Raw genomic sequence first — 26,540 nt, 5'->3', positions numbered from 1 at the left:
TGTTGCAGCGCTGCCCCGAGGTTGGTCCACGCCCCCGCTTCATTGGAGCGGTCGCCGACGGCGTGGGCTGCTGCCTGAGCGGAGTCTGAGACCTTCTCCAAGTCCTCGAAGCGCCGTCTGCGGTCCAGGTAAGAGGCCAGGTGCAGTGGCAGGGCAATGGCTGCCCCGGTGTGTTCGAGGGCGGGTGCGGCAAGGGCAGCGGCAACCAGGGTGGCGCGTTCGGCGTCCAGCCATTCCAGCGCGGCCTGCCGGTCGGGGAACACCTTGGGAACCGGCTCGCCGGGAAGGGCCTGCACATGGGCGTCGGCAGCTCTGGTGGTATCGGTGTAGTGGTCCAGCAGCCATCCCAGAGCCTGGCTGCGGTCCTGGGGTGGGTCGGGGTGGGTGGTGGCGTGGTCGGTGAGCAGGTCGTGGGCGCCCCATCGGCCCGGAGCGGGCTGGGTGAGCAGGTGCGCGGCCTCCAGCTCCTCCAAAAGCTCTTTGGCCTCGTCGGTGTCCAGACCGGTGAGTACGGCGGCTGCGGCGGTGGAGGTGGTCGGGCCCGGGGCGGCAGCCACCAGCAGAAACACCCGTACCTCCTCGGGGGTGAGCTGGTCCAGAGAGGTGTCGAAGACTGCCCGCAGCACCCGGGTCCGCTCCACCTCGGGACCGTCGTCCTTGATCTTGTCGACCCGGGAGGCGGCCCTCTCCAACCGGTCGCAGAGCTTGTCCGGGGACAGGTGAGGCCTGCGGGCGAGCTGGGCCGCGGTGATCTCCAACGCCAGCGGCAGGTGCCCGCACAGTGCGGCCAACCTGTCCAGCCCCGCCGCATCGTGCGCGCGCCCGTCCTGGGGGTCGGCCGCCGTGAGGGTGAAGGACAGCAGCGCGCGGGAGTCGTCGGGGTCCAGCACGTCCAGGTCCAGGTGGCGGGCGCCGGCCAGCGCGTGCAGGCCGCCGCGGGTGGTGGCCACCAGCCGGTGCCCGCCCGTACCCGGCAGCAGGGGCCGTACCTGGGCGGCCGAGCGGGCGTTGTCGGCCACCACCAGCACCGGCCGGTTGCGTGCGTCGGCCCGGGACAGCCCCGCCAGTGCGGATCGGTAGAAGGCGGCCCGCTCCGCGGCCTCGGGCGGAATCTCCTCGGCGTCCACGCCCATCTGGCGCAGCAGCACGTCCAGCGCCGCCTCCGCCGTCAACGCTTCCTCGCCGGGTGTGTAGCCGCGCAGGTTCACGTACAGCTCGGCGCAGAACCACTCCTTGTGGTGGGCGATCGCACCCGCGGCCAGGGCCAGAGCGGTCTTGCCGACCCCGCCCATCCCGGCCAGCGCCGAGACCACCACACCCGAAGAGACGTCCCCGGCCGAGGACACTCCGGCGCTGCTGTCGGCGACCGGGGCGAGCTCGGCCAGCAGGGCCTCCAGGCACGCCACACGCCCCGCCAGCCGGGCCGGCGGCGGAGGCAGGGAGGGCAGGGCGGTGGGCAGCGGCCGGGGCAGGTTGACCACCTGCCCGATGACGTCGCCCCCGGCGACGATCCACCGCATGTCGATGTGGGTCGCGGGCACCCGGGAAGTCATGTCCTGGCCGCTCACCGGGACGGTCCCCGGCGCGACCGGGTGGTCTTCTTGCCGACCACGTCCTTGCCGGCGCGGACGCCCCGCATCCGGATCCGGTCCCCGGTCGGCGCGCTCTCCGGGCCCTCCTTGCCCGTGACCGACCCCTCGGCCCGCACCCGGCTCATGTCGATCGCGTCACCGGTCCCATCCGGGGCACCGTCGTCCGGGGACGGGCCCGCGCGGAGTGTCCGCACGGCCACGACCAGGGCCGCCACGGCCACCGCCAGGGAGGCGATCCCCGAGGCCTGGTTGAGCTCGTCCAGCCCCCACCCCAGGTCGGGGAAGAGCCGGGGCAGGGCCCAGACACCTGCCAGCACCGCCGCGATCACGCCCAACACCGTCGGCCAGATCCATCTGTGTCCCATGGCACCCGATTGTTCCCTGCCCGCAGCCGATCCGGACAGGATTCCGCCGAAACCGGCCACTTCTGCCCGAGGACAGGACACCGGGCCCGGGTTCCACGGCGGCCCTTCCCCGGGGCCGTGCGGGCGGTCGCGGGGAAGGGCCGGGGACGAACCGCGGCGAACCCGCCGGAAACAAAGGCTTCCCCTGCGACGTTGACCACCATCGGGCAACGAACTGCCCTCGCACGGGCATCCGTGCGAAAACCGGTTGCCGACCCTCCTAACCTTGACTACTGATGAGCACCACCACGCCCGCGCCCCGCGCGGACCACCTCCGTTCCCGGCTCCGCGACCTCATGCCCGCGGACCGGCACCGCCTGCGCAGGCGCCTGGACGGCCTGGACAGGATCGGCGACGAGCGCCGCCGCGCCTCCGTCCTCACCCAGATCGGCCGCGACGTCGACCAGGCCCAGCTGCGCCTGGACCTGCGCCGCGAGGCGGTCCCCGAGCTCACCTACCCCGAGGCGCTGCCCGTCAGCGCCCGGCGCGAGGACATCGCCGCCGCCATCCGGGACCACCAGGTCGTCATCGTCGCCGGTGAGACCGGCTCGGGAAAGACCACCCAGCTGCCCAAGATCTGCCTGGAGCTGGGGCGCGGCGTCATGGGCACCATCGGCCACACCCAGCCGCGCCGCCTGGCCGCCCGCACGGTCGCCGAGCGCATCGCCGAGGAGATCGGCACACCCCTGGGCGAGACCGTCGGCTACAAGGTGCGCTTCACCGACACCTCCGGCGACAACACCCTCGTCAAGCTGATGACCGACGGCATCCTGCTGGCCGAGATCCAGCACGACCGGATGCTGCGCGCCTACGACACGCTCATCATCGACGAGGCCCACGAGCGCAGCCTCAACATCGACTTCCTGCTGGGCTACCTCAAGCAGCTGCTGCCCAAGCGCCCCGACCTCAAGGTCGTCATCACCTCGGCCACCATCGACCCGGAGCGCTTCTCCCGTCACTTCGACGACGCCCCCATCGTCGAGGTCTCCGGCCGCACCTACCCGGTGGAGGTGCGCTACCGGCCCATCTCCGAGGACATCCTCGACCCCGAGGAGAAGAACCCGGGCGGAGGTACCGACCGGGACCAGACCCAGGCCATCCTCGACGCCGTCGACGAGCTCTCCCGCGAGGAGCCCGGCGACGTCCTGGTCTTCCTCAGCGGCGAGCGCGAGATCCGCGACACCGCCGAGGCCCTGGAGAAGAAGAAGCTGCGGGACACCGAGATCCTGCCGCTGTACGCACGGCTGTCCACCGCCGAGCAGAGACGTGTGTGGACCTCCCACCGCGGCCGCCGCATCGTCCTGGCCACCAACGTCGCCGAGACGTCCCTGACCGTCCCCGGCATCAAGTACGTCATCGACCCGGGCACCGCGCGCATCTCCCGCTACTCCCACCGCACCAAGGTGCAGCGCCTGCCCATCGAGGCCGTCTCCCAGGCCTCCGCCAACCAGCGCAAGGGCCGTTGCGGCCGTGTCTCCGAGGGCATCTGCATCCGGCTGTACTCGGAGGAGGACTTCCTCTCCCGCCCCGAGTACACCGACCCCGAGATCCTGCGCACCAACCTGGCCTCGGTCATCCTCCAGATGGCCGCCCTGGGCCTGGGCGACGTCGCCGCGTTCCCGTTCGTCGACGGCCCCGACCACCGCCAGATCAAGGACGGCGTCAACCTTCTCACCGAGCTCGGCGCCCTGCACCCCGACTCCTCGGGCAGCAGGCGCCGCCTGACCCCGCTGGGCCGCCGCCTGGCCCAGCTCCCCGTCGACCCGCGCCTGGGCCGGATGATCCTGGAGGCCGAGAAGCGCGACTGCCTGGCCGAGGTGCTCGTCATCACCTCCGCCCTCTCGGTCCAGGACCCGCGCGAACGCCCCGCCGACAAGCAGCAGCAGGCCCAGCAGATGCACGCCAGGTTCACCGACAAGGAGTCGGACTTCCTGGCCTACCTCAACCTGTGGAACCACCTGCGTGACAAGCAGAGGGAGCTGTCGGGCAACCAGTTCCGCCGCATGTGCCGCGACGAGTTCCTCAACTACCTGCGCGTACGCGAGTGGCAGGACATCCACTCCCAGCTCAAACAGGTGCTGCGCGGCATGGACGTGGCCGTACCCGTCCTGCGCGAGGAGGGCTTCGACCCCCGCGGGATCCACATGTCCCTGCTCGCGGGCCTGCTCTCCCACGTCGGCCTCAAGGACCCCGAGAAGCACGAGTACCTCGGTGGACGCGGCGCCCGCTTCGCGATCTTCCCCGGGTCGGCGCTGTTCAAGAAGCAGCCCCGCTTCGTCATGGCCGCCGAGCTCGTGGAGACCTCCAAGCTCTGGGGCCGCATGGTCGCCAAGATCGAACCCGAGTGGGCCGAGGAGCTGGCCGGCGACATCGTCAAGCGCAGCTACAGCGAACCCCACTGGGAGCGCAAGCGCGGCGCCGTCATGGCCTACGAGCGCGTCACCCTCTACGGCGTCCCGATCGTGGTCCAGCGCAAGGTCTCCTACGGCAGGATCGACCCGGAGATGTCCCGGGACCTGTTCATCCGCCGCGCCCTCGTCGAGGGCGACTGGGAGACCCGCCACCACTTCTTCCACGACAACCGCAAGCTCCTCGACGAGGTCGAGGACCTGGAGCACCGGGCCCGCCGGCGCGACATCGTCGTCGACGACGAGACCCTCTTCCGGTTCTACGACGCCCGCATCCCCGCCGACGTGGTCTCGGCCGCCCACTTCGACTCCTGGTGGAAGAAGGCCCGGCGCAGCGACCCGAAGCTGCTCGACTTCACCCGCGAGGACCTCGTCAACGAGGGCGCGGACCTCGTCAGCGAGGACGACTACCCCGACACCTGGCGCCAGGGCGCGTTCACCTTCCCGCTCACCTACCAGTTCGAGCCGGGCAGCGACGCCGACGGCGTCACCGCGCACATCCCGCTCAAGTACCTCAACCAGGTCGAGTCCGAAGGCTTCGACTGGCAGATCCCGGGCCTGCGCGCCGACCTCGTCACCGCGCTCATCCGCTCCCTGCCCAAGCCGCTGCGCCGCAACTTCGTGCCCGTCCCCGACAGCGCCGACCGCGCCCTGGCGGGGATCGGCCCGCAGGACGGCCCGCTCCCCGAGGCCCTGGCCGCCGAACTCACCCGCATGGCGGGGGAGCGGATCCCGGCCGACGCCTTCCAGCTCGACAAGGTCCCCGACCACCTGCGCATCACCTTCCGCGCCGTCGACGGCCGCAACCGCACACTGGCCGAGGACAAGGACCTGGAGAGGCTGCGCGCCAAGCTCAAGCCGCGCCTGCGCGAGGCCATCTCCGCCGAGGCCAAGGGCGTGGAGAGGAAGGGCGTCACCTCCTGGGACTTCGGCACGCTGGAGAGGACCCTGGAGCGCAAGGCCCTGGGCCCCAAGGTCAAGGGCTACCCGGCGCTCGTCGACGAGGGCGAGAGCGTCGCGATCCGCATCTTCGACACCGAGGCCGAGCAGCGCGCCGCCATGCGCGCCGGTACCCGCCGCCTGCTGCTGCTCACCCTGCCCTCACCGGCGGCGGTGGTCAGCAAGGGGCTGGCCAACCCCGACAAGCTCGCCCTGGCCGACAACCCGCACGGCTCGGTCAAGAAGATGCTCGCCGACGCCGAGGCGGCGGCCGTCGACCACCTGCTGGAGCGCGAGGGCGGCCCCGTCTGGGACCAGGCCGCCTTCGAGCGCCTGCGCGAGGCCGTGCGCGCCGACCTGGGCGACACCGTCGCCGAGATCCTGCCCAAGGTCGCGCGCGTGCTCGTGCTGTGGCGCAAGGTGTCCAAGAAGGTCAAGGGCACCACGTCCCTGGCCGTCCTGCCCTCGCTCAACGACGTGCAGGGCCAACTCGCCGGCCTGGTCGGCGACGGCTTCGTCACCCGCACCGGCGTGGGGCGCCTGGACGACCTGCACCGCTACCTGCGCGCCGTCGAGCACCGCCTGGACAAGCTGCCGGAGAACCCGCGCCGCGACCAGATCGGCATGTCCAAGGTCGAGCAGATGCGCCAAGCCGTGGCCAAGGCCAAGGGCGGCCTCAAGCCGGGCCGCGAGTCGGACCCCGACGTCGTCGAGCTGCGCTGGATGCTGGAGGAGTACCGCGTCAGCCTCTTCGCCCAGGGCCTGCGCACCGCCTACCCGGTCTCGGACAAGCGCATCATGAAGGCGGTGGAGGCGGTCAGGGCGGCGGACCGGAAGTAGTTCCTGCGGAAACGGGCGCCGCCCCTTGTCCCCGACGGGCCCTTCCCTTGTGTGGGAAGGGCCCGTCCGGCGTCTCCGTCATGCGAGGGTCTTGGCGATGTCGCTCATCTCGCGGTACAGGCGCATACTCCCGGGGATCCCGCGGAACCCGTGCTTCTCGTAGAAGGTGTGCGCGTCCTCGTCCATGGCGTCGACGACGAAGAACCGGACCGCGAAGACCTCGTTTCCCACCAGGGCCCGCTCGAAGGCGTCCACCAGCAGTACGGGGCCGAGCCCCTGCCCCTGGTAGCGGGTGTGCAGCGCCAGCCGTGCCAGCAGCACAGCGGGGATCTTGTGCATGCTGGCCATGGCCATGGCCAGCTCTTCCCTCTCCAGGGTCATGGAGGTGAAGGAATAGTAGGCAGCCACCTCCGTACTGCCCTCCTCACACCAGACGAAGGTGGCGGCGGTGTTGTTGGCCCGCGCGTGCAGCGCGCTCCTGCGGAGCCATGAGTCCAGCTCCTCCTTGCCGCAGGTGAAGGAGTCGGTCCGGTGCTCCTGGTTGAGGGGCCGGCAGACGAACACGGTCGGCTTACCTCTTCACGACGGAGCGGTGCCTGCGCACCGCGGAGGCCAGCTCCTCGATCGGCTGCGCGGGCTCTTCGAGGGACTCGACCATGGCGTCGAAGAACGCTGCGGGGACCGTGGTGGTCCGCTCGCGCTCCATGACCTCCTTGGCCGCCTCCCGGGCTGCCCGGACGACGAACTTGGAAGCGGACTCGTGGCTGATACGGGCTGCCTCGAGAAGCAGGGCTCTGTCCTCGGGCGTGAGACGGACTTCCATCCGCTCTGTGGCAGTGCTCATGGTTTTCAAAGCTCCCGAAAATTTTTTGGGCTTCGCAACCGTCACGCGAGCGTCCTCGGGTAGGTGGCATCGATTGTACGGCACTTGTACGGAACCGGCGAGGACCGACCGCTGAAGCCGGCCCGCTGCGGGTCGGCCTTTCCGGCCCGAACCCCGGACCGGTAGCATGCCGCCCGGTGGTGTAGACCACCGAAGGCACGACCCTCCTGGAAACGAGGCCCCTGTGGACGGACGACGGCTCCTGCTCGTGGGTACCTACACCCCCGACTCCGAACCGCCGGGGGAGGGCGAGGGCATCTACCGGGTGGAGTTCGTCCCGGCCACGGGCGAGCTGGCCACCGCGGCCCTGGCCGCCCGCACCCCGGGACCGTCGTTTCTGGCCTACCGCGCGCACCCGCCCACGGTGTACGCGGTGGGGGAGAAGGCCGAGGGCACCGTCACCGCCTTCCGCGTCGACGGCCGGGGCGAGCTCACCGAACTGGCCGCCGCCTCCACCGGCGGACCCTCGCCCTGCCACGTCCTGGCCCACGGCGACCGGCTGACGGTGAGCAACTACGCCAACGGCGTGGCCGCCGTCTACGACCTGACGGACGAGGGCCTTCCCGGAGAGCGCACGGAGGCCGCCCACAGCGGCACCGGCCCGGTCTCCGACCGCCAGGAGGGCCCCCACGCCCACAGCGCCGCCGCCCCGGACGAGCGCCACGTGCTCGTGGCCGACCTGGGCACCGACGAGCTGCGCGTCCTACGCGACGGCAAGCCTGCCGGAACCGTCGCCCTGCCCCCGGGCACCGGGCCTCGCCACATGGCGGTGGCGGGGGAGTACGTGTACGTCGCCGGCGAGCTCGACTCGCGTGTGCACGTCCTGCGCTGGAACGCGCAGGAGGGCACCGCCGAACACCTGGGCTCGGTCTTCGCCACCGGCGAGGAGGCGGCCGGAAAGAACTTCCCCGCCGAGATCCTCGCTCACGAGGGCCGCGTCTACATGTCCAACCGAGGCGCCGACTCCGTCGCCACCTTCACCGTCCACGACGGCGGCGCCCGCCTGGAGCACACCGCCAACACCCCCGTGGGCGCCTGGCCCCGCAACTTCACCGTCGTGCGCGGCCACCGCGACGAGCCCGACCACCTGGTCGTGGCCGCCCAGAACGGCGACGAACTGCGCTCCCTGCGCATCGACCCGGCCACCGGGGTCCCCGAGGACACGGGCCACCGCCTGGAGATCCCCGTCCCGGTGTGCGTGCTGCCCGTCCCGGTCAGGCGCATCCACCGAGGTGACGAGGGGTAGCGGGGAAAACGTCCCAACGGCGGGCGGTCAGGTGCCGAGTACACCTGACCGCCCGCCGTTCGTGTTGGGATCACCCTCGCCGACAAAAGGTCTGAAGTCACTCATCGAGTGTCGTGGCGCCGCGCTACGGTGCGGTCACAGATCTTCGGTGTTTCAGGGAAGAAGCCTGCGTGAGTGCATACATCGCCCGACATGAGATGGCGCATGGAGTTAGTCAGAAGTACATCGACCATAAGACAGGGCGCCGGAAAGAACTTTTCTCTGAACTGGAGCGGGATTGCTCCAACATCGATTTGGATCTCTTCCCTGTCCGCGACCTGGCCGAGACGATGATTCTGCTGGATCCGCAGGCTGCGATGGTGGAGACGTGGGAGTCGTGGACTGCTGCCATGCAGCTCCATAGCGCGGTGTTCGCTCTTTCCGAGGCGGAGAAGGGTTCTGTGGTCGAGTGCCTGATCGATCACAAGGTGCGTCGGCTCAAGGCTCCGGGGATGCTCTACTGCGCTGATCCCGACAACTGGGAGAATGCCTTCCTCCTGGCGGTGGTGTGCCGTGACAACGCGCGTGCTGAGGCTCTGTGCCGTGTGCCGGTGGAACGTCTGCGGCAAGCAGCCGAGGGCGCGAAGGTGACCTACAACGAGTACACCTACCACTGGATCTCGGCGCTGCAGGCGTATGTGAATGGCACACCGGACCTGGTGGATGAGCTGCGCCGGGCGATGGAGCTGTCGAGCCCGAGCAGGGGCGCTTTCGGCGGGGATGCGCTCGACCTGTTGGCTTTCCCGCCGATGGAGGTCTTCCGGCGTTTGTTGATGGGGGATTCGGACAAGTTCAACGAGGCCCTCGTGTACGCGCTGGAGAGTCACAAGCGCTACTACGACGAGCGCAAGGACGACAACAGAGTCCGGGGTATCGTCCCGCTGTCCCTGTTGGCGTGGGCGTGCTTGGCCTATGACAAGTCCCAGCGGTCGCCGGACTTCCGCCTGGAAGTGGAGTCGGAGTACCTGCCCAAGCACCTGGTGGAGCGCTCCTGGTACGGCGAGTTCCCCGTCTGACCATGTCTGCCCGGCCCCCGGGGCCGGCCCCGCTCCCGCCTCCGTATCCGGTGCGGGGGCAATCCATCCCCTTTTCGTCCGCGACGATGTGAGGAGCCGACCACGTGTCCAGCTGGGACATCAACCCTGTCGATGTGGGCAGTGTCCTGTCCGCGACCGCAGGGCACATCGGTGAGGAGGGCGGTACCGATGGCCTGGTCGGGCACATCAGTGCCATCGAGGAGTGCCTGATGTCGTTGAGCACCGATACCCACAGCACGCCGATCGCCATTGCCCTGGGGGAGTTCGCCGGGCACTACTTCGGGGTCATGGGTGACATGGTCGCCCTGACCTGCAGCGGTATCACGGGTGCCAGCGATGCCACTACCGCCTATGTCAACGGCAACCATGAGATGGCGCTGGAGGCGCAGGAGAACGCCGGTGTGATCCCCGATCCGCCCCCAGCCCCGACCCAGGGCGGCGGACCCAACATGATCCTGTAGCACTTGGCCGCGCTTCGCGGGGACCGCGGAGCCTCGCCGGGCCGGGTTCGGCTCCGCAACCCGGCCCGGCGGTCGCTCTGTCCGGAAGGTGCGCGCTCACAGACCCACCGAGAACGCTGTCGGCCTGATGAGAGGCGCCCTGACCTGGATGATCTTGTACTTATAGCTCGGTTCGATGTTCCAAGCGAGCTATAAGTACACGGTCAGTGTGGTGAGACAGTGAGCCTTCCCGGACGTGGCCCTCGTAGTGCCCGTCCCAGCGGGGCACCCCGGACCCGCCCCAGGAACCGCAGCTCGCCGATGCGGGCGAGGGGCGTCGAATGCCTCGCGTCGCCGCTGCAGTACGCGTACGACAGGTCGGTGCGGGCCATGGGGGCGGGCACCGTAACCCTGCCGTCCAGGTGGGCAGAGCCAGACGTTCGTGCACTACGAGGCCCCCTCGGGGGAGGTAAGAAGGAGAAGCCTGTGGATGCGTCCAGACAGGAAGAATTGATTCGCGAGATGGCTGCGGAGCTCATTGACTCCGTACCCGGCGGCTGGAAGGAAATGAACTACAGGTATGAATATATCGGAGGGGTTGCTGCGAGCGAAAACCTTGTGACTCTCGAAAGCGGGGAGACGGTACGGAAACGCCACCCGGGTTCTGTGAGGGAAAAAGCGAGGTCACTCAAAGAGGGAATGTACCAGGAGGGGAAGGGTACGTGGCTCTCCATGGTGATCAACATAGCCCGGCCTGGGAGATTCAAGGCATCGTTCAATTATGACGGGGAAGTGGGAATCCACCCTCTCCCTGCGGACCCGGGTAGCTATGCCTTAGAGCTGCGGAAGTTTCCTCGCGACCCCGAGTACATGTCTGACTGGCTGCGGGAGAAACTTCGCCAGGCACAGGAAGAGCAGTGATCCTCTGAGGGAAGGTCCACGCTGAGGCCTTCCACCCGGTAGGCGGGCGGGGCGCCGTTCCGGCAGGTCGGTCCCGGCCAGGACACCAACCGGTGGCCGGGTCGTGGACAGCGACCGATCCTGCTGCGGCCCTCGGGAAGAGGAGGGGAAACACCCGCCCTCCATGCACTGCACGGATTTTTCGGGGACATCCCGTCCTGCCGCCGGTACCGCTGCCGTCAGCGGACAAAAAAGAAGAGAGGGTTCTGGACGCCTCTCTCCACTCTCAATCTATAGCGCACACCGGGGCTTGCGGCAAGACCCCCGTCGTACCGCACAATCGTCGACCGTGGCCGGAAAAAATGACACGGGAGACACTGTGAAACCAACGACGGACAGTGCGTTCGACATCCCCGAACGCCTGGCGGCCAAGGCCGATCCCGTGCTGATCGCCGAGGACGAGCGGCACTTCACGGCCATCGCGGAGAGCCTCGAGCAGAGCATTGCCGACCTGTCCGACCGCCTCGATGCCGCACGCAGGACCTCCGGCGGCAACGGCCGTGAGGTCGTGGAACGGGACATGGAGGTCCACCGCCTGACAGCGCGCCTGCGCGCCCTGCGCCGCTTCGGCCTGGACCTGTGTCTCGGCCGCATGGTCGCCACGGGCAACTCCGCGCCCGTGTACATCGGGCGGCTCGGCCTCACCGACGGGGAGGGGCGCCGACTCCTGGTCGACTGGCGCTCCCCGGCGGCGGAACCGTTCTTCGCGGCCACCCATGCCAATCCGATGGGGTTGGCCGGCTGCCGCAGGTACCGCTGGACCCGCGGCCGGGTCAGCGACTACTGGGACGAGGTGTTCACCGAGGACGGGTTCGAGGGGCATGCCGCGCTCGACGACCAGTCCGCCTTCATCGCGAGCCTGGGCGCCCACCGGTCGAGCCGGATGCGCGACGTGCTCGGCACCATCCAGGCCGACCAGGACGCGATCATCCGGGCGGGCTCCCGTGGCACTCTCGTCGTCGACGGCGGGCCGGGAACGGGAAAGACCGTCGTCGCCCTGCACCGCACCGCCCACCTGCTCTACTCCGATCCCCGGCTCGGCCACCGGCGGGGCGGCGTGCTGTTCGTCGGACCGCACCAGCCCTACCTGGCCTATGTCGCCGACGTCCTCCCCAGCCTCGGGGAGGAGGGGGTGCGGACCTGCACCCTGGAGGACCTCGTCCCCGAGGGGTCCTCGGCGGGGGCCGAGAGCGATCCGGACGTGGCCCGCCTGAAGTCGTCCGCAGACCTGGTGAAGGCGATCGAGCCGGCCGTCAGGTTCTACGAGCAGCCGCCCGCCGAGGGGATGACGATCGGGACCGAGTGGGCCGATGTCCGGCTGAGCGCCGAGGACTGGGCCGAGGCGTTCGAGGCGCCCGGGCCGAACACGCCGCACAACGAGGCGCGCGAGCAGATCCTGGAGGAACTGGTCGCGATCCTGGTGGACAAGCACGGCGACGACGGCGACGTTCCGCCCGATCTGCTGCGCAGGTCGCTGATGCGGAGCACGGAACTGCGCGGGGCCCTCTACCGCGCATGGCCGCTGATCGAGGCGACCGACCTCGTCTCGGACCTGTGGACGGTGCCCGCCTACCTGCGCAAGTGTGCCCCCTGGCTCGACCCTGCCGACATCCGCGCGTTGCAGCGCGAGGACGCCCAGGCCTGGACGGTGTCCGACCTGCCGCTCCTGGACGCGGCGCGCCGCCGGCTCGGCGACCCCGAGACGTCACGGCGCAGGCAGCGGCACGACGCTGTCGTCACCGCGGAACGCGAGCGCATGGCCGACGTCATCGACAACCTGCTCGCGGCCGACGACGACGGGGAGGGCGTGGTGACGATGCTGCGCGGCCAGGATCTCCGGGACAGCCTGGTCGACGAGGGCGCGCTCCCCACCGCCGACCCCGACCTGCTCGTCGGCCCGTTCGCACACATCGTCGTGGACGAGGCCCAAGAACTGACCGACGCGCAGTGGCAGATGCTGCTGGCGCGCTGCCCGTCACGGAGCTTCACCATCGTCGGGGACCGCGCCCAGGCCAGATCGGGGTTCGCGGAGTCGTGGGAGGAACGGCTTGAACGGGTCGGGTTCGACCGGATCGAGTCGGCCTCCCTGCGCATCAACTACCGGACACCGGAAGAGGTCATGGCCGAGGCCGAGCCGGTCATCCGGGAGGCGCTTCCGGATGCCAACGTGCCGGTCTCCGTCCGCAGCAGCGGTATCCCGGTCGTGTACGGATCCGTCTCCGAGCTGGGCACGGTCCTCGACACCTGGCTCGCCGGGAACGCCGAGGGCGTCGCCTGCGTCATCGGCGCACCGGAGTTCCGGGCGACGTCCCGGGTCCGGTCGTTGCCCCCGGAGCTGTCGAAGGGGCTGGAGTTCGACCTGGTCGTCCTCGTCGACCCGCAGAAGTTCGGGGAGGGTGTCGAAGGAGCGGTCGACCGCTATGTCGCGATGACCCGTGCGACACAGCGGCTCGTCGTCCTCACCAGCTCCTGACGGTGCCCCGGTCCCGGCAGCCTCGGCCGTCACCGCCACCACCGGCTTTCCCGGCTCCCGGGCGCGCCGGGACACCAGGCGGCCCGGGAGCGCCACCGTCTCCCGGGCCGCAGCGGTCAACCGCTGTCTGCCGTCACGTCCTGACGGCTGCCGTTCCGTGCCAGGCCCGGGAGCCGCGGGGCAGGGGCCTCGGGGACAGGCGCAGGGCTCCGGTCCGCCGGGCCTGGACCAGGCGGGCCAGGGTGGTTTCCGACGGTCGGCTGCTCTGCTCCAGACATTCGATCCTGGCTTCCAGCTCCTGGGCGCTGTCACCGCTCAGGATCACCATCTGCCCGGTGTGCGCCGCCCAGTACTGTCCGGTCGCGTTGCCGTGCCACAGGGTCCAGCCCCGGTGCCGGTACGCGGCTCGCAGGCGGTGCAGCTGGTGGGTGACGGACGTCTTCGGCGCCCGCGTCGTCATGGTCGCGCTCATGCCGCGCCACCCCCGAGAACGCTCAGCGCCTGCCGGAGCTCCTCGGCGCCCTCGCGCACGATCAGCTGGGGCCGACCGCCGGCGGTGGCCGGGTCGCTCGTCGCGATGAAGTAGGAGCGCCCCTGCTCTCCGCTCAGCTCGCAGATCAGGAAGTGGGGGAACTCCTTGCGCAGCCGCACCACGGTCTCGCTGGGCCTGAGGCTGTATCCCTTCACGGCACTCACCGACCGTTCCGGGGGAGGGGGAGGACGTTGTCGAGGACCTCGGGGCTGTCCCAGCGCAGTTCGAAGAACACCCCCGGCCCGTTCACGGACCGGAAGCGCCCCCAGCGGGAGGCGAGCGCGTTCACCAGGAACAGGCCGCGTCCGTTCTCGGCGCCGGCCTCGGGGCTGACGATGCGCAGGGCAGGGGTACGGCGGTAGGCGTCGAGGACCTCCACACGCAGCCACCGGTGGAAGAAGAACACGCGCACGTAGAAGTCGCCGCGGCCGGCGCTGTTGGTGCTGTCGGTGGGAGCGTGGCGGATGTTGTTGGTCGCCAGCTCCGAGAGGAGGAGCAGGGCGTTCGCGGTGGCCTCTTCGGGGGCGCCGGAGACGGTGAGCTTGCGCTCCAGCCAGTCGCGGGCGTCCTTCACGCTCTCGGGCCGTCCGACGAACCGGAAGGAACAGCGCCGCAACGGCAGACGCCGCCGACGCTCGGAGGGAGTAGGAACGGTACGGTTGGACATGGGTCCTCACCTGTCGTCTCAGGTCGGGGGCCAAGGCCCTGGCCGGGTGCGGTAACACCTGGTCAGGGCCGTTTTTTTATGGAAGATGCCCTGCTCCGATGCTCCCTGCCATAGCTCAGGGGAGGAGCGACATCACTGTTAGTATGCATCTCAATGCAGCCACCTGCAAGGCTCTCTAGAAGATTCCTCTAAATCACAACTTGTGAAAAGTTGGCGCCGTGTATTGGTTCAACGACACTGAGGACGTCCATGTCTGCATTGGGAGGTGTCGGGTGGCAGACGCCAGCCCCACGGTTGCGCGCAGAACCCTGGCCAGGTGGTTGCGGCAGCGCAGGGAAGGCGCACGCATCACGGCGGCGAAGGCGGCCGACCACGCAGGCATGCACGCAGGGACACTCAGCCGTATCGAGAGCGGCGTGACGCGGGTCCAACCCGGCTCCGCCCAGCTCCTCATGAAGTTCTACGGAGCGTCGGAAGAGGAGTGCGAGGCAGCTTTTCAGCTGGCCCACACTGCCCGCCGGCGGGGCTGGTGGCGTTCCTACAAGTCGATTCCCGACTGGTTCGAGCCCTACGTGGGACTGGAGACCGAGGCCTCGGTCATCCGCGGCCACCAGGTGGAGGCCATCCCTGCCCTGTTTCAGACGGAGGAGTACGCCCTTGCCCTTGAGGGGGTGGCCGGCGCTTCCTCCTCTGAAGAAGGGGCTCGTGAGCACGCGGCTCTGCTCAAGGCCCGTCAGGAGCGGGTGACCGCGAAGAACCCGCCTGAGCTGTCTGTGGTCCTGAGTGAGGCCGCGCTCCATCGAGAGATCGGTGGAGTCGAGGTCATGGAGGCTCAGCTGAGGCGGCTTCGGGAGTGCTGCGACCTGCCGAACGTGGCATGCCGCGTTCTGCCGTTCACAGCAGGGGCGAACCCGGCCGCCTTCGGCTCGTTCACGGTCTTCTCGTTTCCGGATTCCGGGCTCGATCCGATCACGTATGGCGACGTCGCATACGTGGAGTACGGCCTCGGCGCGCTCTACTTCGAGGATCCGGCCGAGGTCGCCTACTACACGCAGGTCTTCGACGCCCTGAGCGAGAAGGCGCTGGACCCGCAGGCGTCAGCGGCTCTGGTCGAGCGCGCGCTCGCCAAGTACTCCTGAGGCCAGGAGCCCGGGTAGCCGCACCCGTGCGCGCCCTTGCGGACCTCCTCGGGCACGTGCACACCAGCGGCCCGTCCCGCTCCGCGGTCATTCCCCCTGCCGTGATCTTGCTCCTGGTGGTGGTGTCGTCGCTCGGTATCACCGCCACGAGCAAGATCACGGCGGTACGGGCACGGCCCAACTGCACGCCGTCGGGTGGTCGGCGGCCGGTTCCGGCCGCAAGGCCGTTGCGGGGAGGAACCCGGCAGCCGCCTCGACGCCCCGAGCGAAGGAGTCTTGATGAGCAGAACCACCGCGGTCAGCGACCTCGCCGTCCGCATCCATGCGATCGACTGGAGCAGGAACCTCGACCGCACCCGGTCGCGTGTCGCGCTGATGCGCGAGTACCTGCGCCGTGCCGCCGTGTGGACCCGGACCCTGGAGGCGCAGGGCTGGCCGTTCTACGACATCGCCGAGTTCGCCGCGCCCGGAGTGCGCGCCGCGGACGAGGTCGTGAGCGGTGTGCTGGAGAGCCCCGCCCTCGTCCGGCAGTTCTACACCGTCGGCCACACCTGCGTCTGGGCGCTGCACCTGGCCGCGGCCCGGGACGAGGGAGCCGTGCTGCCGGACCTGCCCGACCCGTTCGAGCCGCTGATGCGCATGTACGAACGCGGCGGCGGCTTCGCGCTCTCGACCACGGGCACGATCGATGTCGGCAGAGCGGCCGTCTACCGCGGCACCTTGCTCGACCATCTGGGTGACATCCCCAAGGCACCCGAGAGCGACGCCGAACTGGACGCCCTCGACGCCGCCGGCAGCTGACACGCTCCGGGAGCGTGCCCCCGGCACACCTTCCCCACCGCTTCCACACCACCCCCGCACCCGGGCGGGGGCTCGACCGCCTGTGCCTTCCGCCTGGTCTCCGGGCCCCCGGTCGCCCGCCCGGCCTCCGGGACCGGTCCCCGCGCCCCCGCCGGTCCCGGGCCGCGTTCACCGCCCGGCCTCCGGTGTGACCCGGGTCTCAGGCCGATGTCCACAAACCCGGCCCGCGCGCTTCTGTGCCCCCCGCCCTCCCCCGGGCAGGTGCGCGTCGCCGACAATGGGGATGTTCCGCCCGCCTCACGAGGGGAAACACCCATGCCCACCGCCGGGACGAAGAAGCACGTCAGGTACCGGGGCCTCACCGCCCGCGACCTCGGTCTCATCGCCGTGTTCGCCGCACTGGTCGCGGCCATGAGCGTGGCCGTGGCCATCCCCATCCCGTTCTCGCCGGTGCCGGTCACCCTCCAGACGCTCGGCATCATGCTCGCCCCCGCCCTCCTCGGCTGGAAGCGGGGCGCGCTCGCCGTCGCCGCGTTCCTCGCGCTTGGTCTGGCCGGGCTTCCCCTGTTCGCCGGCGGGCGCGGCGGACTGGCCGTGCTGGCCGGGCCCTCGGCCGGATTCGTCGTCAGCTGGATCTTCGCCGCCCTGGTCATCGGCCTGCTCACCGACCTGATGGTGCGCGGCGGCCGCTACCGCCTCTGGATGGGTCTGGCCATCAACGTCGTCGGCGGCATCCTCGTCATCTACGCCATCGGCGTGCCCTGGATGGCGGTGGCCTTGGGCGACGGCGTCCTGGCCGCCGCCTACTCGATGCTCGTCTTCCTGCCCGGCGACCTGGCCAAGGCCGTCGTGACCGCGCTCATCGCCGCCGCCGTCCACCGCGCCTACCCCCTTCCCCCTGCCGGGCGGCCCGTCCTGGAGGAGAAGGGCGAGTCGGCCTGATGCTGCGCCTCGAAGGGGTGTCCCACTCCTACGGCGACCGCGTCGCGCTGCGCGAGGTCACCCTCGACCTCGCCGAGCACCGCATCGGCGTGATCGGGGCCAACGGATCGGGCAAGTCCACGCTGGCCCGCACCCTCAACGGCCTCGTCGTCCCCGACGAGGGCCGAGTGACGCTGGGGGAGTGGGACACCCGGCGCCACGCCCGGCACATCCGGCGCCGGGTCGGCTTCGTCTTCTCCGACGCGGCCAACCAGATCATCATGCCCACGGTCGCCGAGGACGTCGAGGTGGGCCTGCGCTCCCTCAAGCTGGGCCGCGCCGAGACGGCGCGGCGGGTCGACGCCTATCTGGAGCGCTACGGCCTGGCCGACCACCGCGACCACCCCGCGCACCTCCTGTCCGGCGGGCAGAAGCAGCTGCTGGCGCTGGCCTCGGTCCTGGCCACCGAGCCCCAGGTGCTGGTGTGCGACGAGCCCACCACCCTGCTGGACCTGCGCAACACCCGCATGGTCCACCGGGTCCTGGAGGGGCTGGAGCAGCAGGTCGTCCTGTTCACGCACGACCTCGACCTGCTTCCCGGCTTCGACCGGGTCCTGGTCGTCGACGGCGGGCGCGTGGTCTTCGACGGTCCGCCCGCCGACGCGGTCGGCCACTACACCGAACTGATGGACGCGAGGTGAACACGGTCGGCCTCTACGTCCCCGGCAGCGGCCCCCTCCACCGGGTGCCCGCCGGGGCCAAGATCCTGGTCCTGCTGGCGGTGGGCGTCGCCCTCGTCGCCTTCGCGGACCACCGCGTCGCGGTCGGCGCGCTGGCCGCCGCGATATCGCTTTACCCGGTGGTGGGTCTGCCGCTGCGCCACGCCGGGGGAGTGGTGCGGTCACTGTGGCCGTTCGTGCTGGCCATCGCCCTCTTCCAGACCTTCTTCGGGGACTGGCAGACCGGTCTGCGCCTGGCCGCCCAGCTTTTGGCGCTCGTGCTGCTGGCCAACGCCGTCACGCTCACCACGCGTGTGCGCGAGATGCTCGACCTCTTCGAGCGCGTGTGCCGCCCCCTGTCCCGGATCGGCGTGAACTCCGACCGCGTGGCCCTGGTGCTGGCGCTCACCGTCCGCTCCATCCCGATGGTGGCCGCGGCCTGGCGCGCGGCCCGCGAGGGCTACCGGGCGCGCGGCCTCTCCGGGAGGCCCCACCTGCTCGTGGTGCCGGTGATCGTCCAGCTGCTGCGGATGGCCGAGGCCACGGGTGAGGCGCTGGTGGCTCGCGGCATCGACGAGGACACGCGAGGCGAATACGGTTCCCGTACCGATCGGGTATCGGCTGACTGATTTCGTCCGTTTCGTTGGATAATGGGCCGAGTCCGTTCCCCCGACCGTTCCGCGAGACGGTGATCACGTGCCCCGGCGTTCCTCCACCGCCGCTGCCCTGTCCACCGCGGCCACGGCCGTCGCTCTGTGCCTGGCCATGCTGCTCGGCCTGTCCGGGGCCTCCTCCGCGGCCGGGGTGCCCGAGCCGGCCCCCGAGGCCGCCGTCGCGTTCGCGCCCCCGATGCCCCTTCCCGCCGAACCCGTGGCCGCTCCCGGGAGCTCCGTGCTCACCTCCGCGCAGCGGGACCGGTTGGCCGACCGGGTGGACGCGGCGGGGGAGGGCACCGGCGCCCGCTACGCGATCGCCGTGCAGGACCTGCGCACCGGCACCGCCTTCAGCCACAACTGCCAGGAGCAGTTCGCCACCGCCAGCGTCTCCAAGCTGCTCATCCTGGCGATGCTCCATCTGCACGCCCAGGAGGAGGGGCGCGAGCTCACCGAGGGAGAGCTGTGGCAGGTGGAGCAGATGATCCGCTACAGCGACAACGAGGTCACCAACGGCCTCTACGCGCGCATCGGCTACAACCCCGGCTTCACCGAGGCAGCCGCCCGGTTCGGCCTCACCGGCACCGACCCGCACCCGCGCGCGGTGTGGGGCGGCACCCTGACCACCGCCTGCGACCAGATCCGGCTGCTGCGCGCCCTGTACACCGACGAGGGCCCGCTCACCGCGGACAACCGTGCCCACATCCGCGGACTGATGGAGTCGGTGGCCCCCGAACAGGCCTGGGGTGTCTCGGCCGCGGCGTCGGAGGGCGACACCGTCGGCCTCAAGAACGGCTGGACGCCGCGCGAGTCCGACGGCGGCCTGTGGGCGATCAACAGCGTCGGCTACGTGGCCGGCCCCGACCGCGAGTACCTCGTGGCGGTGCTCTCCGACGGCCACGCGGGCTACGGACCCGGCATCGACCTGGCCGAGGAGCTGATCGGCGCGGTCACCGGAGCCATGGAGGAGCCGGCGGAGATCCCGTGACCGCACGCCGCGGGGGAGCGGCCGCCGGCCGGTTCCCGGAGGGGGCGCCCGGACGGCCCCCTGAAAGCAGTCCGGCGCCGCGGGACATGTCGTCCCCGCGGCGCCGGAGCGGTGTCCGGGAGGAGCGGCGGCCGTCAGGCCACCGGTCCCGGTGGCGTCAGCAAAGCGGGCCGCCGGCCACGTACAGAACCTGGCCGGAGACGAACCCGGCCTCCTCACCGGTGAAGAAGGCGACCGCGTTGGCGATGTCCTCGGGCACGCCCACCCGCTGGACGGGGATCTCGGCGGCCTTGAACGCCTTCATGTCCTCGTACTTGATCCCGATGCGCTCGGCGGTGGCCGCCGTCATGGCGGTCTCGATGAAGCCCGGGGCCACGGCGTTGCAGGTGACGCCGAACTTGCCCAGCTCGATCGCGAGGGTCTTGGTGAAGCCCTGGAGGCCGGCCTTGGCCGCGGAGTAGTTGGCCTGGCCGCGGTTGCCCAGCGCAGAGGAGCTGGACAGGTTGACGATGCGCCCCCACGAGGCCTCGACCATGTGGGACTGGACGGCCCGGCTCATGAGGAAGGCGCCCCGCAGGTGCACACCCATCACGGTGTCCCAGTCGGAGGCCGACATCTTGAACAGAAGGTTGTCGCGGAGCACGCCGGCGTTGTTGACCAGGACGGTGGGCGCCCCCAGCCGCTCGGTGACGGTGTCGACCGCGGCCTTGACCTGGTCCTCGTCGGAGACGTCGCAGCCCACCGCGACGGCGCGGCCGCCGGCGGCGGTGATGCGGTCGACGACCTCCTGGCCGTCGGCCTCCTTCAGGTCCAGTACGGCCACGGCGCGGCCCTCACGCGCCAGGCGCTCGGCAGTGGCGGCGCCGATACCACGGGCCGCTCCCGTCACGATGGCCACACGAGGCGTTGGGGACATGGTGTTACCTCCATTGTTCACGTGGTGGGCGCGAAGAAATCCTAGGACATTCCGACCGGTCGGTAACCCGGCGGGGGTGTGATGGAGGGAGGTTCCCGACATACTCCACCTGCTTCCCGGCGGCGTGACCCGGATTTCGCATGGCGCCGGGTCCGGCTCCCGCGTTTGCCTGCACGGCGCCGGAGGTTGGCCTACGATGTCGGTACAAAGCCAGGATGCACGTGCATTCGATCTGTGCAGAAGCACGGGCTTTATGTGATCCGCGTGTGACATGCGGATGTGCGGTCCCTGCGCGGTACCGGTCGTGCACGGGGCATCGGGGAGGAGTGGAAGGCATGGAGTGCGCGGAGGCGGTGGCGGAGCCGGTCGGGGGCTGGTGGTTCAGCGTTCTGACGCAGGGGTCCCGCCGCTGGAACACGCCTGTCTGCGGTGACCGGCACGATGCCCTCACCTGGACCTTCGAGCCGAAGGCGCACGCGGTCGCCGCGGCACGCGAGATTTCCGGGGCCCTCCTGAGCGAATGGGGGATGGAGCGCCTGTCGAGTGATGTCACCGTCGTGGTTTCCGAATTGGTGACCAATGCGGTCAGGCACGGCAGGCCCCTGCCCTTGACCGGTCACGGTGACGGGGGTATTCAACTCTCGCTCATGCGCAGCGGGGGAGAATTCATCTGCGCCGTTCGCGACGGCGGGGACGGTCTCCCGCGCAGGCGTGAAGCAGATCCGGTCCTGGAAGGCGGTCGCGGGCTTGCCCTCGTGAGTGCTTTCGCGCAAGAGTGGGGAGTGATTCCCACGCCACCGGGCGGAAAGTTCGTTTGGGCGCAATTCGTGTGAGTCGGCGTCTCCGCACCCGCCGGCCGTGCAGCCGCCCTGCGGTCGGACCCCTCCGAGGAGGGGCACCAGGGGTGTAGGAGAAGCGGAAGACACCGGTCCGACGGGGTACCGGATATATCGTGTACACGGATGTCGGTCCATACGGCAAAGGTGTCCCGGGGAACGGGTTACCCTTGTCCGGAAGAATAACAAGGAGGCGGCGAACGTGGATATCGCTCGACTGCGCAAGGGGAGTGGGCCCACAGTGCGTCGCATGCTACTCGGACACGAGCTCCGGAGCCGTCGCGAACAGCGCGGTATCAGTCGTGAGGAAGCGGGGAACCGGATTCGGGCCTCGGCGTCCAAGATCAGCCGGATGGAACTCGGCCGCGTCGGTTTCAAGCTCCGCGATATCGAGGATCTCCTGAAGTTGTACGGCGCCGACCGCCGCACGATCAAGGAAATGCTCGAAGTCGCCAAGGAATCCAACAAGCCGGGGTGGTGGAAGGAGTACGGCGACTCCCTCCACAAGTGGCTGACCCATTACATCGGTTTTGAGGAGGCCGCCGACCAGATTCGCATCTACGAGTCGCAGTTCGTGCCCGGCCTGCTCCAGACCGAGGAGTACGCCCGCGAGGTGATCTTCAACGGCGTGGAGGTCGAGGCCGTCGCCGAGCAACGGCTGGAGGCGCGGCTCAAGAGACAGAGGCGCGTGGAGACCGACGACACCATGCGCATGTGGGTCATCCTCGACTAGGCGGCGGTGCGCCGTCCCATCGGCATCGCCACCAAGGGCCCCGGCGTCATGCGTCGCCAGATCGAGCACCTGATCCGCCTCAGCACGACCAAGGACAACATCACCCTCCAGATCATCCCCTTCGAGGTGGGCGCGCACGCGGCCGAGGCCGGCTCCTTCACCCTGCTGCGCTACTCCGACTACGAGCTCGCGGACATGGTCTACCTGGAGCGCCTGCACGACGGCGAGCTCAACGACAAGCGCTCCGTGGTCGAGGCCTACACCAAGGCCATGACCCGCCTGAGCGTCTCCGCCGCCACCCCCGACGAGACGGTGGAACTGCTCAAAGGCGTCCTCGCCGACCTCCCCCGCTCCGAGAGCACCTGACCCGAACCTCCTCCCGGCGGCCCCGCAGGGCCGCGCCACCCCGAAAGCAAAGGGGCCCGCGACGAAAAAGCGGGCCCCTTCGGCGTTCACCGACCCCGAGAGGGCACAGGGCAGCCGGGTCGGCGCAGGCGGGAGGACCTGCCCCGCGGGCGGTCCTTCCCGCGGATACGGGGGTGATGCCGTGTTCTTCCCGCTCAGCTCAGGAAGTTGTCGAAGTCGCCGTCCTTGGCGCCCAGGATGAGGCAGTCGATCTCCTCCTGGGTGTAGACCAGCGCCGGACCGGACGGGAAGCGTGAGTTGCGCACGGCGATCGCTCCGCTGTCCAGTCGGGCCATCTCCACGCAGGCGCCCTGGGAATTGCTGCGCTTGGCCTTCTGCCAGGCGACACCGGTCAGCTCGGAGGCGCTGATGCCGTTGTGGGCCATGTGTTGCTCCTTCGGATCTCGAGGGGGTGCATGAATGTGCTTCTGCACTGCCATATGCACGTGCATAAGCAATAACGCGGTCCCCAGCATAGCGTGATACCCACCACCTGTAGGAGGGTTTTCGACTCAGAAGCAAGTACGTGACCCAACCGTCTGCGGTCGGTGATGTGGGGGGCTGCGCAAACGGGTTGAACAGGACAAACGGTGCTACGGGAAGTGCGCGAACGGGCCCCTCCGGGGTGGATCGCTCCACCCCGGAGGGGCCCGTTCGCAGGTTCTCTCCGCGCCTGTCGCGGCGAAAGATGCTGAAAGCTATGACAGAGGATGATATAGGGGGTTCAGGAACAGCCCAGTGCCCCGGCCAGCGCCTCCAGGTTGCCCCGCATGACCGACGGGTAGTCGTCACCGGGCGAGTCCTCGGTGATGCCCTCCAAGGGGTCGAGCACCTTCACGTCCGCGCCGGTCTCGGCGGCGATGGTCTCCGCGGTCGAGGCGGGCATGAGCGGCTCGGTGAAGACCGTGTCGATGCCGTGCTCGTCCACCGTGTCGGCGATGGCCGCGATCTGGGAGGGGGCGGGCTCGCCCTCGGGGTCGGTCCCGCTGATCCCGATCTGCTCGAGGTCGTGGCGCTCGGCGAGGTAGTGGAAGGCGCTGTGCCCCACGACGAACTCGCGCCGCTCGCAGGAGGAGAGCCGGTCGTCGTACTCCTGGCCGATCGCCTCCAGCTCCGCGACCACGGCCTCGGCGTTGGCCCGGTAGGCGTCGGCGCCGGCGGGGTGCGCCTCCGCCATCCGGTCGGCCAGCGCCTCGGCGGCCTGGGCCATGAGCTCGGTGTCGAGCCAGAAGTGGGGGTCGTGCGGGCCGTGGTCGTGGCCGCCCTCCTCCTCGTGCCCGTCCTCCTCCTCGTGCCCGTGTTCCTCCCCGCCGTGGTCGTGGCCGTCGTCCCCGGCCGGGTGCAGCTCGACGACGTCGGCGATGTCCAGGGCGCGCTCGCCGCCCTGCTGGGCCACGGCCTCGTCCACCGCGGGCTGGAGGCCCGAGACGAAGAGCGCGATGTCGGCCTCCCCCACGGTGCCGATCTGGCGCCCGGTCAGCTCCAGGTCGTGGGGCTCCGCGCCCGGCTCGGTCAGCTGCGTCACGGCGACGCGGTCCCCGCCCACCTGCCGGGCCAGCCATTCCAGCGGGTAGACGCCGGTCACGACGGTCAGGTCGGTCTCCTCGGGGGAGGGGTTGTCCCCGCCCGCCTGCCCGTCGCCGCTTCCGCAGGCGGTGGCCATCATCAGTACGGCGGCGCCGAGGGCGGCGGTCCGCAGGGTCGTCCCAGTTCGCATGGGTCCATTTTCAGGAAAATGAAAACGGTTGTCAATTTGCCCGCTTGGTCCCGGGATCGCACGGTCGCGGACGCGGGCGGTCCGCCGCCCGTCAGTTGACCTCGGCGAACCGCTCCACGTCCCCCGTGCGCCCCGCCACCACGATCACGTCGCCCTTGTGGAGCACGGTCTCCTCCGTGGCGTAGGTGAACTCCGTGTCGAGCCGCTTGACCGACACCACCGTGATCCCGTACTTCTGCCGGACCCCGGTCTCCCGCAGGGGCCGGCCGATGAGCTCCTTGGGCGCGCGGGTCTTGCCCAGCGAGAAGCCCTCCTCCATCTCCACGTAGTCGAGCATCCGGCCCGAGACCAGGTGGGCCACCCGCTCGCCCATGTCGTGCTCGGGCAGCACCACGTGGTGGGCGCCCACCTGCTCCAGGATGCGCCCGTGGCGGCGGCTGACGGCCTTGGCCCAGATGTCGGGAACCCCCATGTCCACCAGCAGGGACGTCGTCAGGATGCTCTCCTCCAGGTGGGTGCCGATGGCGACCACCGCCCGGTGGAACTGGTTCGCGCCGACCTGGATCAGCGACTCCTCGTCGGTGGCGTCGGCGATGACGGTGTGGGTGAGTGCGTCGGCGTAGGTCTGCACCAGGCGCGGGCTGGAGTCCACGCCCAGCACCTCCCAGCCGTGGTTGACCAGCTCCAGGGCCAGGGAGCTGCCGAAGCGGCCCAGGCCGATCACGAGGATCCTCTTGTCCTTGGCCTTGCTCTGCTGATGGGGCACGGGTGCTCCTCGGGTGTCGTGGGGGCGGGTCAGCCGATGACCGGGCGCGCCTCGGCCAGGTCGTAGCGGCGCTTGCGCTCGCGGAAGGCGATCGCGGTGGCGAAGGTGATGGGCCCGATCCGTCCCGCGATCATGAGGACGGCGAGCAGGAGCTGGGCCCAGGGGGCCAGTACCGGGGTGATGCCCGTCGACAGGCCCACCACACCGACGGCCGAGACCACCTCGAAGAGCACCTCCACGAACGAGAAGGGGGTGGTGTGCATGAACACCACGGTGCTCACCGCGATGAAGGTCATCGACAGGAAGGTCAGACTCAGGGACTGGCGGACCACCTCGTTGGGAAGCCTGCGGCCGAAGACGTGGATGCGGTCGTGGGCCCGCACCTCCGACCACACCACCAGGAAGATCACGGCGAGTGTGCCGACCTTGATGCCTCCGGCGGTGCCGCCGCTGCCGCCGCCGACGAACATCATCATGATCGTCAGCAGCAGTGTCGAGTCGTGCATGGCTCCCGTGTCGACGACGTTGAACCCGCCGCTGCGCGGCATGATGCCGTGGAAGGTGCCGTCGGTGATCCGGGCCCACCAGCCGAGCTCGCCGAGGGTCCGGGGGTTGCTCCACTCCATGAAGACCACCAGAACGATGGTGATCAGGAAGAGGATCGCGCTGGTGGTGACGGTGAGCTTGGTGTGCAGGGTCCAGCGCCGCGGGGTCCGCAGGTGCCGGCGCAGCTCGATGAGGACGGGGAAGCCGATGCCGCCCAGGATCACGGCGCCCGCGAGGGGGAACAGGACGAACGCGTCCCCGGAGAAGCGGGTGAGGCTGTCGCCGTACAGCGACAGTCCCGCGTTGTTGAAGGCCGACACCGCGTGGAACACGGATGAGTACAGGGCCTCGTGGAACGCCATGTCGTAGCCCAGCCACATGCGCGGAAGGACGAGCAGTACCGTGATCCCCTCGATGGCCGCGCACGTCTTGATCACGCGCATCCCGATGCCCGCGGTGTCGCCCATGGCCGGGGACCGGCTCTCGGCCTGCACGCCCAGGTCCATGCGCAGGCTGGAGCGGTGGATGATCGCGGCGCCCATCAGGGAGGCCATGGTCATGATCCCGATGCCGCCCACCTGGATGAGGACGAGGACGACGAGGTGGCCGAAGGCGGTCAGGTCGCGGCCCAGGTCGATCACGCTCAGACCGCACACGGCCAGGGCGGAGGTCGAGGTGAAGAAGGCCTGGACGAAGGTCAGGTCGCCGGCCAGGGGCGTCATCAGCAGCGCGGTCCCGGCCAGGTCCACGGCCAGGAACAGGAGGACGAAGAGCCGCGCCGGCTTCCACCAGCTGTTCTGGCGCACCGGGATGTCCTCGCGCCGCTGCCTGCGGCGCGGCAGCAGCCCCCGCGGACGGAACCCCTTGACGAGGGCGAGGACCCGGGCCGGGTGGGCTCTGGCCAGGTCGAGAACCTGCCTCATGATCGCATCCGCCGATT

The 26,540-nt window shown here is 69.9% G+C and carries 24 protein-coding genes and 2 pseudogenes; 14 read left to right on the top strand and 12 right to left on the bottom strand.

What is annotated here, in order from left to right; all coding sequences use genetic code 11:
• Both FHS13_RS13090 and FHS13_RS21760 read right to left on the bottom strand, forming a co-directional pair.
• Positions 1 to 1,541: pseudogene (locus FHS13_RS13090) on the bottom strand (tetratricopeptide repeat protein); the annotation flags it as partial.
• A gap of 23 nt (positions 1,542 to 1,564) precedes the next feature.
• A complete protein-coding gene (locus FHS13_RS21760; protein WP_184291981.1) occupies positions 1,565 to 1,957 on the bottom strand; it encodes a hypothetical protein in 393 nt (130 codons plus the stop codon).
• Positions 1,958 to 2,232: 275 nt separating this feature from the next.
• On the opposite strand from FHS13_RS21760, the gene hrpA reads away from it, so the two are divergent.
• Positions 2,233 to 6,183, top strand: coding sequence for an ATP-dependent RNA helicase HrpA (hrpA, locus tag FHS13_RS13080; RefSeq protein ID WP_184291979.1), 3,951 nt, complete (start codon positions 2,233 to 2,235; stop codon positions 6,181 to 6,183).
• Between the two features lie 78 nt (positions 6,184 to 6,261).
• Here the strand turns inward: hrpA and FHS13_RS13075 are convergent, their stop codons facing one another.
• Positions 6,262 to 6,747, bottom strand: coding sequence for a GNAT family N-acetyltransferase (locus FHS13_RS13075; RefSeq protein ID WP_184291977.1), 486 nt, complete (start codon positions 6,745 to 6,747; stop codon positions 6,262 to 6,264).
• 7 nt (positions 6,748 to 6,754) lie between these two features.
• Positions 6,755 to 7,027: a type II toxin-antitoxin system TacA family antitoxin gene (locus FHS13_RS13070; RefSeq protein WP_184291975.1), complete on the bottom strand. Its 273-nt coding sequence runs from the start codon at positions 7,025 to 7,027 to the stop codon at positions 6,755 to 6,757.
• A 223-nt stretch (positions 7,028 to 7,250) separates the two neighbouring features.
• Between FHS13_RS13070 and FHS13_RS13065 the strand changes: the two genes are divergently transcribed.
• The 5 genes from FHS13_RS13065 (at position 7,251) to helR (ending at position 13,261) form a co-directional block, all read left to right on the top strand.
• Entirely contained in the window at positions 7,251 to 8,312 is a 1,062-nt protein-coding gene (locus tag FHS13_RS13065; protein WP_343065012.1) for a lactonase family protein, read from the top strand.
• Positions 8,313 to 8,482: 170 nt separating this feature from the next.
• The gene (locus FHS13_RS13060; RefSeq protein WP_184291971.1) at positions 8,483 to 9,367 is read left to right on the top strand and encodes an Imm49 family immunity protein; all 885 of its coding nucleotides are present in this window, start codon (positions 8,483 to 8,485) and stop codon (positions 9,365 to 9,367) included.
• A 104-nt stretch (positions 9,368 to 9,471) separates the two neighbouring features.
• Complete coding sequence (locus FHS13_RS13055) at positions 9,472 to 9,849, top strand: DUF6507 family protein (protein WP_184291969.1); 378 nt, start codon at positions 9,472 to 9,474, stop codon at positions 9,847 to 9,849.
• A gap of 465 nt (positions 9,850 to 10,314) precedes the next feature.
• The gene (locus FHS13_RS13050; RefSeq protein WP_184291967.1) at positions 10,315 to 10,749 is read left to right on the top strand and encodes an antitoxin YezG family protein; all 435 of its coding nucleotides are present in this window, start codon (positions 10,315 to 10,317) and stop codon (positions 10,747 to 10,749) included.
• Positions 10,750 to 11,107: 358 nt separating this feature from the next.
• Positions 11,108 to 13,261: an RNA polymerase recycling motor ATPase HelR gene (gene helR, locus FHS13_RS13045; protein WP_184291965.1), complete on the top strand. Its 2,154-nt coding sequence runs from the start codon at positions 11,108 to 11,110 to the stop codon at positions 13,259 to 13,261.
• A gap of 133 nt (positions 13,262 to 13,394) precedes the next feature.
• Here the strand turns inward: helR and FHS13_RS13040 are convergent, their stop codons facing one another.
• The 3 genes from FHS13_RS13040 to FHS13_RS13030 are packed head-to-tail and all read right to left on the bottom strand — an operon-like array spanning position 13,395 to position 14,460.
• A complete protein-coding gene (locus FHS13_RS13040; RefSeq protein WP_246405266.1) occupies positions 13,395 to 13,733 on the bottom strand; it encodes a hypothetical protein in 339 nt (112 codons plus the stop codon).
• Positions 13,730 to 13,957, bottom strand: coding sequence for a hypothetical protein (locus FHS13_RS13035; protein WP_184291963.1), 228 nt, complete (start codon positions 13,955 to 13,957; stop codon positions 13,730 to 13,732). Before FHS13_RS13035 ends, FHS13_RS13040 begins: the two co-directional genes overlap by 4 nt.
• Positions 13,954 to 14,460 (bottom strand): ATP-binding protein, encoded by a 507-nt coding sequence (locus FHS13_RS13030; RefSeq protein ID WP_184291961.1) that lies wholly within the window; start codon positions 14,458 to 14,460, stop codon positions 13,954 to 13,956. The genes FHS13_RS13035 and FHS13_RS13030 overlap by 4 nt, the downstream gene beginning before the upstream one ends.
• Before the next feature lie 218 nt (positions 14,461 to 14,678).
• On the opposite strand from FHS13_RS13030, the gene FHS13_RS13025 reads away from it, so the two are divergent.
• From FHS13_RS13025 to FHS13_RS13000, 6 genes are all read left to right on the top strand, one after another.
• Positions 14,679 to 15,599 carry a helix-turn-helix domain-containing protein gene (locus FHS13_RS13025; protein ID WP_343065011.1) on the top strand — a complete coding sequence of 307 codons (921 nt, stop codon included), beginning with the start codon at positions 14,679 to 14,681 and terminating at the stop codon, positions 15,597 to 15,599.
• A gap of 279 nt (positions 15,600 to 15,878) precedes the next feature.
• The gene (locus FHS13_RS13020) at positions 15,879 to 16,400 is read left to right on the top strand and encodes a hypothetical protein (protein ID WP_184291959.1); all 522 of its coding nucleotides are present in this window, start codon (positions 15,879 to 15,881) and stop codon (positions 16,398 to 16,400) included.
• Positions 16,401 to 16,715: 315 nt separating this feature from the next.
• Positions 16,716 to 17,342, top strand: coding sequence for a biotin transporter BioY (locus FHS13_RS13015; RefSeq protein WP_184291957.1), 627 nt, complete (start codon positions 16,716 to 16,718; stop codon positions 17,340 to 17,342).
• Positions 17,342 to 18,022 carry an energy-coupling factor ABC transporter ATP-binding protein gene (locus FHS13_RS13010; RefSeq protein WP_184291955.1) on the top strand — a complete coding sequence of 227 codons (681 nt, stop codon included), beginning with the start codon at positions 17,342 to 17,344 and terminating at the stop codon, positions 18,020 to 18,022. Before FHS13_RS13015 ends, FHS13_RS13010 begins: the two co-directional genes overlap by 1 nt.
• Positions 18,019 to 18,669: a CbiQ family ECF transporter T component gene (locus tag FHS13_RS13005; protein WP_184291953.1), complete on the top strand. Its 651-nt coding sequence runs from the start codon at positions 18,019 to 18,021 to the stop codon at positions 18,667 to 18,669. The genes FHS13_RS13010 and FHS13_RS13005 overlap by 4 nt, the downstream gene beginning before the upstream one ends.
• 67 nt (positions 18,670 to 18,736) lie before the next feature.
• Entirely contained in the window at positions 18,737 to 19,681 is a 945-nt protein-coding gene (locus FHS13_RS13000) for a serine hydrolase (protein WP_343065010.1), read from the top strand.
• 157 nt (positions 19,682 to 19,838) lie between these two features.
• Here the strand turns inward: FHS13_RS13000 and fabG are convergent, their stop codons facing one another.
• Positions 19,839 to 20,597, bottom strand: coding sequence for a 3-oxoacyl-ACP reductase FabG (gene fabG / locus FHS13_RS12995; RefSeq protein WP_184291951.1), 759 nt, complete (start codon positions 20,595 to 20,597; stop codon positions 19,839 to 19,841).
• Between the two features lie 335 nt (positions 20,598 to 20,932).
• On the opposite strand from fabG, the gene FHS13_RS12990 reads away from it, so the two are divergent.
• Together FHS13_RS12990 and FHS13_RS12985 are read left to right on the top strand one after the other, a co-directional pair.
• On the top strand, positions 20,933 to 21,430 hold the full coding sequence (locus tag FHS13_RS12990) for an ATP-binding protein (protein ID WP_184292141.1): 498 nt from the start codon (positions 20,933 to 20,935) through the stop codon (positions 21,428 to 21,430).
• Between the two features lie 253 nt (positions 21,431 to 21,683).
• A pseudogene (locus FHS13_RS12985) lies at positions 21,684 to 22,532 on the top strand (helix-turn-helix domain-containing protein).
• Positions 22,533 to 22,726: 194 nt separating this feature from the next.
• Here the strand turns inward: FHS13_RS12985 and FHS13_RS12980 are convergent.
• From FHS13_RS12980 to FHS13_RS12965, 4 genes are all read right to left on the bottom strand, one after another.
• Positions 22,727 to 22,957 carry a DUF397 domain-containing protein gene (locus FHS13_RS12980; protein ID WP_184291949.1) on the bottom strand — a complete coding sequence of 77 codons (231 nt, stop codon included), beginning with the start codon at positions 22,955 to 22,957 and terminating at the stop codon, positions 22,727 to 22,729.
• Positions 22,958 to 23,295: 338 nt separating this feature from the next.
• Complete coding sequence (locus FHS13_RS12975) at positions 23,296 to 24,288, bottom strand: metal ABC transporter substrate-binding protein (RefSeq protein WP_184291947.1); 993 nt, start codon at positions 24,286 to 24,288, stop codon at positions 23,296 to 23,298.
• Between the two features lie 91 nt (positions 24,289 to 24,379).
• Positions 24,380 to 25,054 carry an NAD-binding protein gene (locus FHS13_RS12970; RefSeq protein ID WP_184291945.1) on the bottom strand — a complete coding sequence of 225 codons (675 nt, stop codon included), beginning with the start codon at positions 25,052 to 25,054 and terminating at the stop codon, positions 24,380 to 24,382.
• Positions 25,055 to 25,083: 29 nt separating this feature from the next.
• A complete protein-coding gene (locus tag FHS13_RS12965) occupies positions 25,084 to 26,523 on the bottom strand; it encodes a TrkH family potassium uptake protein (RefSeq protein ID WP_184291943.1) in 1,440 nt (479 codons plus the stop codon).
• Positions 26,524 to 26,540 lie beyond the last annotated feature (17 nt).

The organism is Nocardiopsis algeriensis (assembly GCF_014203695.1).
Classification (GTDB): Bacteria; Actinomycetota; Actinomycetes; order Streptosporangiales; family Streptosporangiaceae; genus Nocardiopsis; species Nocardiopsis algeriensis.
Note: the sequence above shows the minus strand (reverse complement) of the source record. Positions and strands in the feature narration are given on the sequence as shown.